The 14,517-nt window shown below is 62.1% G+C and carries 14 protein-coding genes; 4 read left to right on the forward strand and 10 right to left on the reverse strand.

Translation table 11 applies throughout. The features are described 5' to 3' along the window. Positions 1-10: 10 nt before the first annotated feature. From HME9302_RS02700 to HME9302_RS02740, 9 genes are all read right to left on the reverse strand, one after another. Entirely contained in the window at positions 11-835 is an 825-nt protein-coding gene (locus HME9302_RS02700; RefSeq protein WP_115365734.1) for a phosphoadenylyl-sulfate reductase, read from the reverse strand. Further along, a complete protein-coding gene (locus HME9302_RS02705; protein ID WP_407641305.1) occupies positions 828-1,322 on the reverse strand; it encodes a DUF934 domain-containing protein in 495 nt (164 codons plus the stop codon). The genes HME9302_RS02700 and HME9302_RS02705 overlap by 8 nt, the downstream gene beginning before the upstream one ends. Next, on the reverse strand, positions 1,315-2,949 hold the full coding sequence (locus HME9302_RS02710; RefSeq protein ID WP_115365735.1) for a nitrite/sulfite reductase: 1,635 nt from the start codon (positions 2,947-2,949) through the stop codon (positions 1,315-1,317). The genes HME9302_RS02705 and HME9302_RS02710 overlap by 8 nt, the downstream gene beginning before the upstream one ends. Then, positions 2,950-3,246, reverse strand: coding sequence for a DUF2849 domain-containing protein (locus HME9302_RS02715; protein WP_115365736.1), 297 nt, complete (start codon positions 3,244-3,246; stop codon positions 2,950-2,952). Continuing rightward, positions 3,243-4,001 (reverse strand): uroporphyrinogen-III C-methyltransferase, encoded by a 759-nt coding sequence (gene cobA / locus HME9302_RS02720; protein ID WP_115365737.1) that lies wholly within the window; start codon positions 3,999-4,001, stop codon positions 3,243-3,245. The genes HME9302_RS02715 and cobA overlap by 4 nt, the downstream gene beginning before the upstream one ends. A gap of 115 nt (positions 4,002-4,116) precedes the next feature. After that, the gene (locus HME9302_RS02725) at positions 4,117-5,298 is read right to left on the reverse strand and encodes a mechanosensitive ion channel family protein (RefSeq protein ID WP_115365738.1); all 1,182 of its coding nucleotides are present in this window, start codon (positions 5,296-5,298) and stop codon (positions 4,117-4,119) included. Next, positions 5,295-6,521 (reverse strand): cystathionine beta-lyase, encoded by a 1,227-nt coding sequence (gene metC / locus HME9302_RS02730; protein WP_230079844.1) that lies wholly within the window; start codon positions 6,519-6,521, stop codon positions 5,295-5,297. The genes HME9302_RS02725 and metC overlap by 4 nt, the downstream gene beginning before the upstream one ends. Beyond that, positions 6,518-7,366, reverse strand: coding sequence for a sulfurtransferase (locus HME9302_RS02735; RefSeq protein WP_115365740.1), 849 nt, complete (start codon positions 7,364-7,366; stop codon positions 6,518-6,520). The genes metC and HME9302_RS02735 overlap by 4 nt, the downstream gene beginning before the upstream one ends. Before the next feature lie 11 nt (positions 7,367-7,377). Further along, positions 7,378-8,766, reverse strand: coding sequence for a hypothetical protein (locus HME9302_RS02740; protein WP_147270749.1), 1,389 nt, complete (start codon positions 8,764-8,766; stop codon positions 7,378-7,380). 143 nt (positions 8,767-8,909) lie between these two features. On the opposite strand from HME9302_RS02740, the gene queF reads away from it, so the two are divergent. Further along, entirely contained in the window at positions 8,910-9,368 is a 459-nt protein-coding gene (gene queF / locus HME9302_RS02745) for a preQ(1) synthase (protein ID WP_115365742.1), read from the forward strand. Between the two features lie 34 nt (positions 9,369-9,402). Here the strand turns inward: queF and HME9302_RS02750 are convergent, their stop codons facing one another. After that, entirely contained in the window at positions 9,403-10,182 is a 780-nt protein-coding gene (locus HME9302_RS02750) for a Crp/Fnr family transcriptional regulator (RefSeq protein ID WP_230079845.1), read from the reverse strand. A 184-nt stretch (positions 10,183-10,366) separates the two neighbouring features. Between HME9302_RS02750 and HME9302_RS02755 the strand changes: the two genes are divergently transcribed. From HME9302_RS02755 to HME9302_RS02765, 3 genes are all read left to right on the forward strand, one after another. After that, a complete protein-coding gene (locus HME9302_RS02755) occupies positions 10,367-13,435 on the forward strand; it encodes a DUF2339 domain-containing protein (RefSeq protein ID WP_115365743.1) in 3,069 nt (1,022 codons plus the stop codon). A 137-nt stretch (positions 13,436-13,572) separates the two neighbouring features. Next, the gene (locus HME9302_RS02760; RefSeq protein WP_115365744.1) at positions 13,573-14,211 is read left to right on the forward strand and encodes a lytic transglycosylase domain-containing protein; all 639 of its coding nucleotides are present in this window, start codon (positions 13,573-13,575) and stop codon (positions 14,209-14,211) included. Between the two features lies 1 nt (position 14,212). Continuing rightward, positions 14,213-14,515, forward strand: a complete 303-nt coding sequence (locus HME9302_RS02765) for a TrbC/VirB2 family protein (protein ID WP_115365745.1) — start codon at positions 14,213-14,215, stop codon at positions 14,513-14,515. Positions 14,516-14,517: the final 2 nt, after the last annotated feature.

The following is a 14,517-nucleotide window of genomic DNA, read 5'->3' on the forward strand; positions in this document are numbered from 1 at the left end:
GCGTAAACCTTCAGAAATACGGATCGTACCCGGGCGGCAGATCGGCGGTATCGCCTCCGACGACTTCCTCGTCATCGGTATGGATACCGCATTCGGTCTTGTCCCAGCCCTTCCAGCGGCCTGATCGCGGATCTTCGCCCGGTGCCACCTTGCTGGTGCATGGCGAACAACCGATGGACGGGTAACCTTTGGCGACCAGCGGGTGGCGCGGCAGGTCGTGCGTTTCGTAATAGGCCGCGATATCCTCGGCCGACCAGTCGATCAGCGGGTTGATCTTCATCCTGCCCTGTTCATCCGAAGTGTCGACCTCGAACCGAGGCAGGTTGGCGCGGGTCTCGGACTGGAACGCCTTGCGCCCGGTGAGAGATGCGTCGAACTTCGCCATGGCTTTGGCAAGCGGCAGGACCTTACGAATTTCGCAGCAACCATCGGGGTCGTAAGACCAGCGCAGACCGCTTTCGTCGCGCGTTTCCAGCATTGCCGGGTCGGGCTCGAGGATGCGCAGATCGGTTAGACCGAGCCGGCTCACCAGCGCATCACGGAAGGCGAGCGTTTCGGGAAAGTGCTTTTTGGTATCGAGAAAGTGGATCGGAGTGTCAGGCGCAATTTGGGCCACAAGATGCAGCAGGACGGCGCTGTCCGCGCCGAAACTCGACACCAGGGTCACCTCGCCTGCTATCCTGTCGAGTAGAACTGCGCGCAGAACATCGCCTGTGTCCGACCCACGGAACATGCGGTTCAGGCGTATCGCGTCAGCGTCGGTAAAGCGCGGCCCGGTGTCGATCCGGTCCGGCTGACGCGCGCTACTCAGGCTCGCCGGATCGGCCTCAGCCATTGGCGGGCACCCCGTGACGCAAGTTCCAGATCGGGTTTTCGGTATCGGCGGCGGATTGGTACACTTGCGGAAAGCGGCTCAGCGCTGTTTTCAAATCGTCAGCGTCGATCGGGGCATCAGGCGCGAATGCATCGAACCCGCAGCGGCGAAGATAGGCGATCTGGTCCACCAGCACGTCGCCAACCGCGCGCAATTCGCCAGCATATCCCGCCTCGCGCAGCACCCGTGCGGCGGTGTAACCGCGGCCATCGCCAAAGCTTGGAAAGTTCACCTCGATCAGCGCCAACCGGTCCAGATACGGCACCAGATCGCGCGTCTCGTCGCCCGGCTCCACTCGCACGGCGACGGCGTTGCTCTGCTCGCAGCAGTCGAGCACCGACACAGCGGGATCGGCCACCGGTTCATCATCGCGGAAGCGCAACATTGCGCCCGCTTCCGGACCGCGTCCTTCGGCAGGTGAGTTTGTGGACGGGGTGTGCTCAGTCATAAAGCGCTTCCTTGAAAGGCGTCATGCCGATCCGCCGGTATGTGTCGAGGAAGCGTTCGCCATCTTCACGCTTGTCCAGATAGACATCGGTCACCGTGTCGACCGCGTCGACAATTCCATCCGCATCGAAACCGCGCCCGGTGATCTTGCCGAGCGCCGTGTCCTCCGCCTCGCTACCCCCTAATGAGAGCTGGTAGTTCTCGACGCCTTTCTTATCGACGCCGAGGATGCCAATATGGCCCGCATGGTGGTGCCCGCAGGCGTTGATGCAGCCCGAGATTTTCACCTTCAATTCGCCCAACCTGTCACGCTTGCCGCTGGCGACGAAGCGTTCGGAGATCGCCTGCGAAATCGGGATCGAGCGTGCGTTGGCGAGGCTGCAATAATCAAGACCCGGGCAGGCGATGATATCGTCGACCTGATCGAGATTGGGTTCGCCAAGGCCAGCCTCCGCCAGTTTGGTCCACAGCGCGTGCAGATCAGCCTTGCGCACATGCGGCAGGACGATGTTCTGTGTGTGCATCACGCGGCATTCGTCGAAACTGTATTCGCTTGCGAGGTCCGCCATCAAGTGCATCTGCTGCGCGGTGGCGTCACCCGGAATACCGCCGACCGGTTTCAGGCTGATGACCGCGCTGACATACCCACCATGCTTATGCGCGACAGTGTTGCGATCGACCCACAGGGCGAAGTCCGGATCGGACCGGTCAAGTTCGGTAGCAACGCTATTGTCGAAGGCAGGGTCTTCGAAAAAGGTGCGGATGCGTTCGAGTTCTGCCAAAGGCGGCTCCACTCCCTCGTCCAGCAGGTGTTCGTATTTCGCTTCGACCTGCTTGCGATATTCATCCGCACCCATTTCATGAACGAGGATCTTGATGCGCGCCTTGTACTTGTTGTCGCGCCGGCCGTGGCGATTGTAAACGCGCAGGCAGGCCTCGGCATAAGTCACCAACCGGTCGAGCGGGACGAACTCACGGATAAGCGGGGCGATCATCGGGGTGCGCCCCATACCGCCGCCGACATAGAATGCCGCGCCGATCTCGCCTTCTTCATTGCGCACGATCTGGATCCCGATATCGTGCAGCCGCATCGCCGCCCGGTCGGTTTCCGCCGCGATTACCGCGATCTTGAACTTGCGCGGCAGATAGCTGAATTCCGGGTGAAAACTCGACCATTGGCGCAGCAATTCGGCGTAGGGGCGCGGATCGACCAGTTCGTCCGCCGCAGCGCCCGCGAAATGATCGGAGCTGATATTGCGGATGCAGTTGCCGCTGGTCTGGATGGCGTGCATTTCGACCTTGGAGAGGTCGGCAAGAATATCGGCCGCCTCCTCCAGCTTTATCCAGTTGTACTGGATGTTCTGGCGAGTGGTGAAGTGGCCATAGCCACGATCATACTTGTCCGCGATGTCAGCCAGCGCATGCATTTGCGCACCGGACAGCGTGCCATAGGGGATCGCGACACGCAGCATATAAGCGTGCAGTTGCAGATAGAGGCCGTTCATCAGCCGCAGCGGCTTGAACTGATCTTCCGTCAGCTTGCCATCGAGCCGGCGCTGTGCCTGGTCGCGGAACTCTGCCACGCGGGCGTCGACCATCGCCTGGTCGTATTGATCGTATTGATACATCTACGTCACCTGTTCGGCAGCGGCCGGATTATCGGGTTGGTTGGACAGGTCCATGCGGACCGTCGGGCCGAGCGCGCGCACGCGGTCCTTGATATGGGCGGGGCGGGGCACGCCATTGTCCAGTTTTGCCGGAATGGCATAGGGTACATTGACCGCGCGGCTGGCTTCCTCGCGCGCGAGTATGGCCTCGGCCTGGTCTCCGACATCGACAGCGCGGGCAATTTCCTCGCTCCAGCCATCGCCTGTCCACCAGGTAACGGCGCCTGTCTTCAAATCGTTGCCGGTCAGGATAATCATTGCGCAGCCTCCATGGCCAACTGGACCATCGCCGGGGTTTTGCGAGCGGTTACTTCGCCAATTACGATCAGCGCGGGGCTGACGATGCGTTCCCGCTCGACGAGTTCGGGCAACACGGCAAGCGGACCGCGCAACACGCGCATTTCCGGGCGCGCGGCGTTCTCGATCACGGCTATCGGCATATCCGGGGCCAGCCCGTCCGCCATCAGCTTTTCCGCGATCTGAGGGGCGGTTTTCACGCCCATGTAGATGATGAGCGTGCGACCAGTCCCGGCCAGGCCCGCCCAATTCTGCTCCGCCAGTCCCTTGCACTGACCGGCGACGAAGCTGACGATGCTGGCACAATCGCGGTGGGTCAGCGCAATTTGCGCCGCTGCTGCCGCGCCATTGGCGGCACTGATGCCGGGCGTCACCTCCACACGTATACCGGCGGCATGGGCATCCTCCATTTCTTCCCCGCCGCGGCCGAACACGAACGGATCGCCGCCTTTCAGCCGAACGACATCGCGCCCCGCGCGCGCTTCATGGATAAGCAGGGCGTTGATGTCTTCCTGCGGCAGGGTGTGGCGAGCGCGTTTCTTCGCGACCGAGATCAGGCGGGCGTCCGGATGCGCGAGCTGCAGGATCGAGCGGTCGACCAGCCCGTCATGCACGATCAGCGAAGCATTTTCGATTAAACGTGCAGCGCGCAATGTCAGCAGGTCGGCATCGCCGGGTCCTGCACCTACGAGATGGATGGTTCCGGGTTTTGGCATGACCGATAAATGCTCCGGTCAAACCTGTTTCGCCAGCGAGAATGGATAACAGACCGGGTAGGAAAGCTTGCAACGGCCTATAGTAACCGGTGGATAATGTCGCCCGGGAAGGCTGTCAGTCCTTCGTTTCGGTAGCTTGCGCGGGCGTGTTGCCGCGTTCTTCCATGCGCTGCGTAATGGCAGCGATCAATTGTTCGAACTGTTCGTTGCCGCGAAGATTGATGTCGCGTTGGGGGAAGGGAATCTCGACCCCGGCCTCGGCGAACTTGTCCCACAGGCTTTTAAGCACTTCGCTTTTCACGTTGCCGATGCCTTCTTCGGGATCGGTGATCCAGCAATGGATGACGAAGTTGACGCTACTGTCGCCATAAGCGTCGAGCCAGATCGTGGGCGGGGGCATTTTGCTGACCCGTCTGACGCTCTTGGCGGCTTCCAGCATCAGTTTTTCCGCCAGATGCAGGTCGCAATTATAGCTCACGCCAACCGGCACCTGCATCCGCACATTCTTGCTGGAATAGGACCAGTTTTCGACCTGGTTGATCATCAGGTTTTCGTTCGGGATCAAATATTCCTTCTGATCGCGTGTAGTGAGAGACACGGCGCGAATGCCGATCTTCCGGATTTGCCCGAAAGTGGACACCCCTGCCTGATCGGCAATTGCGATCACATCGCCCGGCTTGATCGACCGGTCCATCAGCAGGATAATCCCAGCGATGAGGTTACCGAACGTTTTCTGCAAGCCAAAACCGATGGCCAGGCCGAACGCACCGCCGAAAAACGCGAGAGCGGTAAGGTCAATTCCGAGCAGGTCGATCCCAATCAGGATCGCCAGCCCCCAAACGCCCATCGTAAGAAGCTTTTCGGCCAACAGACGCTGCGCGATGTCGAGCCGTGTGATGCGTTTAAGCACCCAATGCGCCGCCTTGGTGGCTAGCCAGGCAAAGGTGACGACGGCGGCAATCACTAGGATGACGACCAGGGCATCCCACAAGGAAATGCGCGTTTCGCCCACCCTGAACGCCATGGCGTCGAACGTTTCGATTATGCCGCCAGCGGTCTCGTTCTGGTTGGTAACGGCGTCTTTGATCCCTTCCGAGGCAGCGACAGGCTCTTCTACCGGCGCTTCCTGTTCGGGTGTGGGGATTACCGGCTCGATCGGATTGCCATCCTCGTCGAACTGTTCGGTGGGTACGAGGGTAACGGTATCGCCTGCACGCAATTGTTCGGCCGGTTCGCCTGTCGGTGAGGGCGTAGGGGCCGGGCTGGACGGAGAAGCAATGCTGGCAGGTGAAGTCATGCGCTATCCATAGCGGCAAAGGCGCGGGTCAGGTCAAGCTGGAGGTCGCCGGCATCCTCCAGCCCGATGGAAAGGCGCACGCCCAATTTGTCGCCTGCGTCCCATCCGGCCGGCGGCCATGCGCCGTCCCGTATTGGGCCCGGATTGAACGGAATTGCCAGGCTTTCGAAGCCGCCCCAGCTATAGCCGATACCGAACAGTTCGAGCGCGTCGATCAGCCGGGCGCGGGCTGCCTCGTCCCGGCCCTTCAGGATGAAACTGAACAGCCCGCAGCCGCCGGTGAAGTCGCGCTGCCAAAGATCGTGTCCCGCGTCGCCGGGCAGGCAGGGGTAGAGCACATGGGCAACTTCGTCGCGGGCCTGCAGCCAATATGCGAGCTCCAGCGCCGTGGCGGTTTCGCGGGTCAGCCGCACGCTCATCGTTCGCAATCCGCGCAAGGCGAGCGCAGCATCGTCGGGCGATACGACATGGCCAAGCGCCTGCGCGGTCATGCGAAGCTTTCGGTAAAGCGGCCCCCGTGCCGATGCGCTGCCCATCAGCAGATCCGAATGCCCGCCGACATGCTTCGTCAGCGACATGAGTGCGATATCGCAGCCGCGCTCCAGTGCCGGAAACCCCAGCGGCCCGGCCCACGTGTTGTCGACCATGCTGATCGCGCCACGGTCACGGGCAATTGCCGCGAGAGCTGGAATATCGGACATTTCCATAGTCAGACTGCCGGGAGCCTCCAGCAGCACCGCCGTATTCGCGCTACCGCCTGAATCGCTCAATATGGCGGCATAGCTGTCCAGATCCTGCGGATCGAAGAACCTGTGCTCGACCCCGAAATTGGCGAGCAATCCTGTCGCCATGTTTCGGCTGGGATCATAAGCGTTGTCCGTCACCAGCAGACGGTCGCCCGGACGCAGCACGGTCAGCGCGGCGGCGGTTATCGCGGCCACACCGCTGGGATACAGGACCGTGCCTTCCGCTCTGTTTTCCAGCGAGGTGAGCGCATCGGCCAGCGCCCACTGCGTCGGCGCGCCTCGTCGCCCGTAGAAGAAAGCACCGTCGGCATTGCGCGCGGATTTAAGCGCTGCGCAGTTTTCGTACAAATGCGTGCTGCCGCGCCAGACCGGCGGGTTGACTACTGCGCCCGTCCATTCGGGACGGCGTCCTGCCTCGACGAGGCGAGTGCCGGGGCCGTGTTTCGCGGTATCAGTCCCTGATCGACTATCAGTCATGCGGCGCCGGTTTCCTTTGGTGTGTCGGGATCGCTGCCCCATTCCATCCAGCTACCATCATAAAGCGCCACGTCGGTCTTGCCGAGCAGATGGAGCGCGAACAGCAGCACCGAAGCCGTCATCCCGCTGCCACAGCTGGTGATGACGGGACGATCGAGGTCGATACCAGCGGAGGTGAAGGCGGCGCGCAGGGCTTCGCCGCGTTTATAGGTACCATCATCGTTCAGCACATGCGCAAACGGTACATTGCGCGCGCCGGGGATATGGCCGCCGGGCAGGTCATGCACAGTGTCGGCAGTGACTCCGGCAAACCGGCCCGTGTCGCGGGCGTCCACCACTTGCGCCGCCTGCGTCTCACAGTTCTGCAGCATTTCAGCCTTGGTCCGTACAGCCAGTTCGCCGGAACTGGGTACTGGTTTTTCCGCAATACGAGCGTGGGATACTTTTCCGGCCTCCATCGCCCCGCCATCAACCTTCCATTTCGCCAGCCCGCCATCCAGCACCGTAACCCGATCATATCCGGCGCGGCGCAGGATGAACCACGCGCGGGCGGAGCTTTTTAGGTTGCTATCGTCGTACAACACGATGCGCTGATCGGGAGAAATGCCGAGCATGGCCATACGGCTGGCGACCTGCGCGGGATTGGGCAGGGCCGCAGGAACAGGTGACCCGGCATCCTTCCATGATCCAAGATCGAGGAAGCGCGCGTGCTTTATGTGTGCAGCCGCAAACTCTGCCTTCGCATCGCGGCCGGCATTCGGAAGATGCGCGCTGGCATCCAGTATGACGAGGTCGGCTGCGTCCAGTCGCGCGGCAAGCCAGGATGTGTCGACCAGTTGTTCCATGGCCGCAACGGTTACCCCGCCACAGGCGGCGCGTCGATAGGCCGCTGCATCAGGGAGCTGTGCGGTTGAGGCACCCCGTCGAGGCGGAAGGGCTGCATCCGCCCGCCACGCTGAGCGGGGCGCGATCCGATAACGTGGGTGGAGATGATCGGCGCAACAGCTTTGGCGGCGTCCGCGCTGCCGTTCGCAATCTCGATCCTCAGGCGAAGCAGAGGGACGAACACCGCGCCCCCGCCTTGCTTGATCGGGCGCACTTCGCCGATCGGAAGCCGGATTTCGCCGGCCAGTTCAAGCGTCTCACCGGCGGCGATGGTTTGATCGACATGCCGTTCGGGAAGGGCAAGACTGTCGTCCGCGACCTGTTCTGCGATTGGGACCTTTTGATGCGCCGTAGTCAGATCGGCCAGCACCTTCACCCCGGTCAGCGGTGTACGGCCGTTGTTGCGCAGTTTCAGCCGATAGGCAGCGGTGACGTTCATTACGCTGCGAGTCATGCGCACCGGGACGAGATCCACTGAAAGCGGTTTGGCCGAAGGGCGGATTGCGGTCGGGGATGCTGGCGGTGTCACCGTGCCAGTCAGCGGTGCGGCAGGAGCAGATGGCTGTGGAGCCGGAACATTGGTTTCGGGCGAGGGACGCGGCGCTGGGCGGGGTGCAAGTTTCGGCGCGCTTTCAGCAGGTATGGCAGCGCGTTTGCGGCGCGCCATCACTACACCCGCAACTACTGCGGCGAGCGCGATGGCAAGGCCGAGCAACCAAGGCCATAGCGGTTTATCACCATCCTGTTGCAGGGGTGTTTCGTTCGATGACGCGTCGCCTGGCACAGCTGGAGGAGTTGTAATCGGCCGTTCACCGGTCACTCCGGACTGTGCCGACGGATCGGCCGGAAGCTGGGGAAGCGGTGTGGCGGTGTTCGGCAGTGGTTCGGTGCGTTGGGGCCGTGCGGGCGCAGGCGTCACCGTGGCGGGTTGCGGCAGACGTGTGGCGCGCACTTCAGGTTGCGCTGTCGCGCCCGTGGCCGGGGGCAGCCTGCGTACCGGTGCCGGGGTGGCTCCCGGAGTGGTTGTCGGGGTGTTGGTGGGAATGGGAGTTGCGGTCCGTGCAGGAGCAGGCGCGGGCGTAGCTGTCGGAGTAGCGATCGGCGATGACGGACGCGTCCGCACCGGGTTCTCCGGATCGATCGGCCCCTGAACTTGCGGTGCCTGGCTGGGGGTCGGCGTCGGACCGGGGGGAAGCTCGAAAATAGGCGGACGCGGCTGCGCTTGCGCCGTGTCGCTAACCGTTATCGCGCTGGTAAAACACACTGCGGCTGCAGCCGCCAGATATGCACCAGCCGCAGCGACACCGTGCTTGCGAACGCGGCGCATTGATGGAGCAGGTGGGGTGTCGGTGCGAGTCATTGGGCGGGCCATATCGGGCTTTCGATGAAGCGGCGCTGCATAAGCGGGTTCGTGTGCTTCGACTAGGTTTGATTGCAGGCTGAATGGACATCCCGGCCCACCCGCCGCTTGTCAGCGCCCGTATTTGGCGGCAACAGCACCCCATGACCGATCCTGCGCAGCCGCTCCATCTAGGCCAGACCACCGCCTTGCCAGCGTCGCCCGAGGCGGCAGTGCTGGATTACGTGCCGAACCCGCGTGCCGGGACACTGTATCTGGTGCGGTTTGCAGCGCCGGAGTTCACCTCGCTATGCCCAGTGACGGACCAGCCCGATTTCGCGCATCTCGTGATCGATTATGCCCCTGGTGAAACGATCGTGGAATCCAAAAGCCTCAAGCTTTTCCTTGGCGCCTTCCGGAACCATAACGGCTTTCACGAGGACGTGACGGTCGGTATCGGACAGCGACTGATGGACGAGATGCAGCCACGCTGGCTGCGTATCGGCGGGTATTGGTATCCGCGCGGAGGCATCCCGATCGACGTGTTCTGGCAGTCTGGCACTCCGCCCGAAGGATTGTGGCTGCCCGATCAGGGTGTGGCCCCTTACCGCGGGCGCGGATAGTCTAAGCGCACAGTATCGGTATTAAGTCGGCATCCTACGAGCCGTCGCCATCGTTCTCGAAGTCGCGTCCGATATACAGATCGCCTTTGCCGTACAGATAGGTCGGGTCGAATTGCGAATGCCGTTCCAGCGCCCGGCGGTCTTCGCACAACACGCGCCCCCGCCTGAATTCCACCAGACCCTGTTTCTTAAGGTCGCGCAGCGCGCGGTTCATGTGGATTGCCGTGGTGCCGCAGCTATCGGCCAGATCGACCTGCGTCATCGGACTTTGGAAACCATCGGGCAGGCCCATTTCCACCAGATCGAGCCGATACCATAATTCACACATCAGATGTGCGACCCGGCGTTCGGCCTTCAGCTGTTGCAGCTTCAGGATCCATTCGCGGTGGATGGCGGCATCCAGCAGGGTGGAGAACCAGAACATCCGCGCCAGATGCGGTTCGGTTTCCATCACTTCGCGAAGGCGAGTATGTTTGACGTAGGCCACTTTCGCAGGGCCGTTCGTGACAAGGTTATGGTCCAGCCGCTTCAGCGCGAAGGCGTGCAGGTCAATGAAATCGCCCGGCACCTGCGCACCGACGATGTAGCGTTTGTCGTTTTGGTAGATGGTCCGCATTGCGAACCCATCGACCAGCATGGTGGAAAAATCGCAGGACGTGCCGCGACGCAGGATTTCATGGTCAGTGTCGTATTCGGCCACTTCGTAGAACAGCGATTCCAGCACCGCTTTCTCATGTTCCGACATGGCATGGCGGAACCTGCCGGACAGAAATCGTCCGGATAACGGATATTGGCTGATTTCGACTTCGGACAATTGACACCCCCTTGAAACCTTGGATATCCGCATCGTCATCCGCGAAAACCTTGTATTTGCCGGACTTTGGGCCGGGCCTCCCGACCCGTCAAGCCGCAAGCATACTTGCTATTGCCAATAGTAGGGGCAATCGTCGCACGAGGCCAATGGCTAAGGTCGGTATGGCGGATGGGGGATAGCTGATATGTTCGAATGGCTGGCTATTTTTGCCCTTTGTGCGGTTACTGCGAAATTGTGGACCCGAAGCGAAACGGCCTTGAGCGAAGCGCGGGAGCTGGCCGAAAGAGTGAGCGCGCTGGAGTGGCGGGCGAAGCGCTCCACCAAAGCCAAAAGCGAGCCGAAACAGGTTCGCGTCCCGTCGCTAACCGTGCGGACGACGGCGGATCCGCAGCAGGATACAGCCACGGAAGAGCCAGCCGAAGATAGCGAGCGGGCGCTGATACCGACCGCGATGTTGGCGAGCGACACGGGGCGGGCAGAATATGTTGCCGAAGGAGCAAATGCTGATCTGCTGACACCCACCACTGAGGCTGAGGCTGATGGCGGATCGGCATCCTCCGATCGCTGGATCGACCGGCCAAACTTCAAGCTGCCGACATTCGATTTCGAAGAGGTTTTTGGGCGCTATTTGCCGATCTGGGCAGGCGGCATCACCCTTGCGGTCGCCGGATTTTTCCTCGTGCGTTATTCCATTGATGCGGGGCTGTTATCGCCCGGTGTTCGAGTGGCTTTGGGCTTCACTTTCGGTATCGCACTGATCGCAGCGGCGGAGGGGGCGTATCGGTTCGAGCAGCGCCTTGCTGACGACCGGGTCCGACAAGCGTTGGCAGGGGCTGGTATCGCAACACTGTTTGCCAGTTTTTACATGGCCGGGACGTTATACGGGCTAATCGGATCGACGGTGGCTTTTGTCGGCATGGCAACGGTGACGGCGGCCGCGATCGGGCTGTCGTTTCGCTTTGGCCTGCCATGCGCGGTGCTTGGACTGGTTGGCGGGTTCGCCGCGCCGATGATGGTGGGCGGCGAGGAGGCCAACGTGCCGCTGCTGTCGCTATACCTCGCTCTGGTAACGGCTGGGCTGGTCCTTACCGGACGCAGTCAGCAGCGCGCATGGCTCGGTATCGCGGCGATCGGTGGCGGGCTGGGCTGGGGTTTGCTCCTGCTGATTGGTGGGCTGATCGACACTGGCGACCGCGTGGCTTTCGGTATTTATATGGTGGTGCTGGGTGCAGCTTTGCCAACCTTCGCAGCCATGCGCGGCGAAAGCGAGCGAACCACGCCTGTGATGCTGCGCATCGGTGCTGCCGCCATCGCAGCCTTGCAACTGGCGACCATGGTAGCGAGCGCCGGGTTCGAGCCGCTTTCGTGGGGCCTGTATCTGCTGCTGAGCGCCGGAGTGACTGCGTTGGGCTGGCTGGATGCGCGTTTCCGCGAAGCAAGCGGGATCGCGGGGTTGATTGCGCTCGGCCTGCTGGCCTTGTGGCCCGATCCCTCCATCGGTTTGTTTGCGCCGGTCGTTCTGGCAGCCGCTGCGATATTTGCCGGAGTGCCGCTGGCATTGATGTGGCAGGATCGTGCGCGCTGGACCGACATCGTACAGGTTGCGCTGTTCTCGCCCGCGCTGGCCGCGATCATCTACGACCAGTTCGGCGAGTATATTCTTGTTGGGGAGCCGTTGGTTGCCCTACCGATGCTGGCTCTCGCAATACCGCCTGCGCTGGCGGCGTGGTTGCTTTGGCCGGCTACCGACAAGGATCTGACCAAGCGCGCTTTGTTGCCGGCCTGCGGGGCGTTTCTGACGGCTTATCTGGCATGGCTCGCCGGACTGCCGGTATGGATGGCGCCCATCGGAGCGTTTGCTCTCACGGCTTTGGCAGCATGGATCGCGGGGAAGCACGTCTCGGTTCTGCTTTCGGGATTATTGCGTGTGGGCGGTCTGACGGCCATCGGCAGCTGGGCACTCACAGTCGGCGTGATTTCTATCAGCTTCGATCCGGCACAAATAACCCGCGATACGCGTGACATTCTTGGAGCTTTGCAAATCTTGGGCGTCGCTGGCGCTGCGGCCATCGTTGCATGGCGAGGGCAGAGCATCCGTTGGACCAAATTCTTCGAAATAATTGCCGCACTCGGCCTGTTTGGAGCGGGCGCGTGGGTGCTGCCGGACAAAGCGCTGGGCTGGTATACGGCGGCGTTTGCCATCATGATCGCATGGAAATTGCCCGTGCGCAGTGCGGCAGCCGTTACCTTCGGTGCGATCGCGGGTGTTCTGGCCCTGTTTACCTTTGCCGAATGGGCGGAGCCCGCGTTCGCTTCGCTTGGCGGCGTACCGTTCCTGATGGTTGAGGAGCGTTTCACCGAGGTGGGGCTGTACCTCGCCCCGCCTTTTGCGGCTGCAGCAGGCTTGCTGGCGTTTCTTGCGCCCGATAGCGATGTGCGCCGACGGATCGTGATTGCAGCGCTCTCGATAGTCGGTCTGGCCGCAGCGCATTGGCTGTTCAAGCATGTGTTCTGGATCGATGAGGACATGCGTTTCGATCGGCTCGGCCTGATCGAGCGAACGGTCTGGCAGGCGGGCCTGTCGGGCGCGGCATTCACCGCGTGGCATTTGCGCGGGACGCACCGCTGGTTGCCAGCCGTCGGTATTGTGTTGTCGGTAACGGCGCTGGCGCATTTCGCGGTGTACACTCTCGGCATTCACAACCCGCTATGGGACCGGCAGGCGGTGGGCGCGCTGCCAGTGCTGAACTGGTTGGTGCCCGCTTATGCCGCCGGCGTCGCCGCGATCTTGCTGGTTGCGCGAACTTTGGGCGAACGGCGCGTTCCGTATTGGGCGCGGGATGCGGCGCTGATGTTGGTCATTTCGGCCTTTGCACTGTCCCAGTTGCGGCAAGGGTTTGCAGGCTCCTGGCTCACTTCGGTGCCAATTACAGAAACCGAGGACCTGCTGCGCTCGCTCCTTGGAATCGTGTTGGCAGTAGGTTTTCTGCTGTGGGGCAGCCATACCGGGCAGCGCAGCTGGCGCGTGGGGTCGTTGGTGCTGATGTTGCTTGCCGTGTTGAAGGTTTTCCTGTTCGACACCGCCGGGCTAGAAGGGCTGGCACGGATCGCGTCGTTCATGGCGCTTGGATTCAGCCTGATCGGGATCGGGTGGTTCTATTCGCGGCAACTTCGCAGCAACGGCGAGGTTGATGGCGGCGATGCGGAAGTGATGGAATCGGGCGGGTTGGAACAAGTCACGACGACGTCGTAAAACGGTCACATTAGAGGCCTAGTCAGGAGCTGGGTTTGCCGGGCTGGCGAATCGAATGCAACGATCTGATATCGCCGGTTCATTTTGGAATTGTATGGTTCGGGGTTATAACGCGTCGGAACTTGGATGGAGGGATCATGTCGAGGGTTGTGTCCGGCGGGCTGATTGTGGCCGTTTCGCTGGCAATATGTACCGTTCCAGCCAAGGCGGACGTGCTTGAAATCGGTGACGACGGTGCCCGCTGGGTTACCGGCGAACGGTTGGGCCTGCCTGTTGACGGCGCTGTCGCTCTTGCAGAAACGGCGAATGTGACACAGCTATCCGCGGATTACACCGTACCCGGGGCGGCGAATACGCACCCGGCGGAACATTCGCGCGGTGTACCGCTGGCCTATGTCAAAACCGTGCAGGACCTTTCGCGCCGGTTCGATCTCAGTCCGGCTCTGATCGAGGCGCTGGTATGGCAGGAAAGCCGCTGGCGGCATGATGCGGTATCGCCCGTGGGTGCGCGCGGGCTGGCGCAATTGATGCCCGCTACCGCCCGCGAACTGGGTGTGAACCCGGATGATCCCTTCGCCAATCTTGAAGGCGGGGCGCGGTATCTGCGCCAGCAGCTCGATACGTTCGACGGTAATCTGGAACTGGCGCTGGCCGCCTATAATGCCGGACCGAACCGCGTGCTGCGTGCCGGCGGCGTCCCGCGCATCCGCGAAACACAACATTACGTGACGGCGATACTGGGCCGCCTGTCCAACCATTCCCGGAGTACGAACTGATATGCGCTTGCCCGCTTTTCTCGCCGCAATGACCGTGATGCTGGCGATGCCATCTGCCGCGCTGGCGCAGGCCGCCGCCGATCCGCAGGGGTCTGGCCCGATCGTATCGGCGCTGTCGTGGCTGCAAAGCACCCTGTTGGGCAGCGTGGCGACCGCAGTGGCGGTGATGGCCGTCGCCGCAGTCGGCTTCATGATGCTGACCGGGCGACTGAACTGGCGCTTCGGCGCGACCGTGATCATCGGATGCTTCATCCTGTTCGGCGCCGTCAGCATCGTCGGCGGCATCCAGGCCGCCGCCGGATAGGC

It is taken from the genome of Alteripontixanthobacter maritimus, from assembly GCF_003340475.1.
In the GTDB taxonomy this organism is placed as follows: Bacteria; Pseudomonadota; Alphaproteobacteria; order Sphingomonadales; family Sphingomonadaceae; genus Alteripontixanthobacter; species Alteripontixanthobacter maritimus.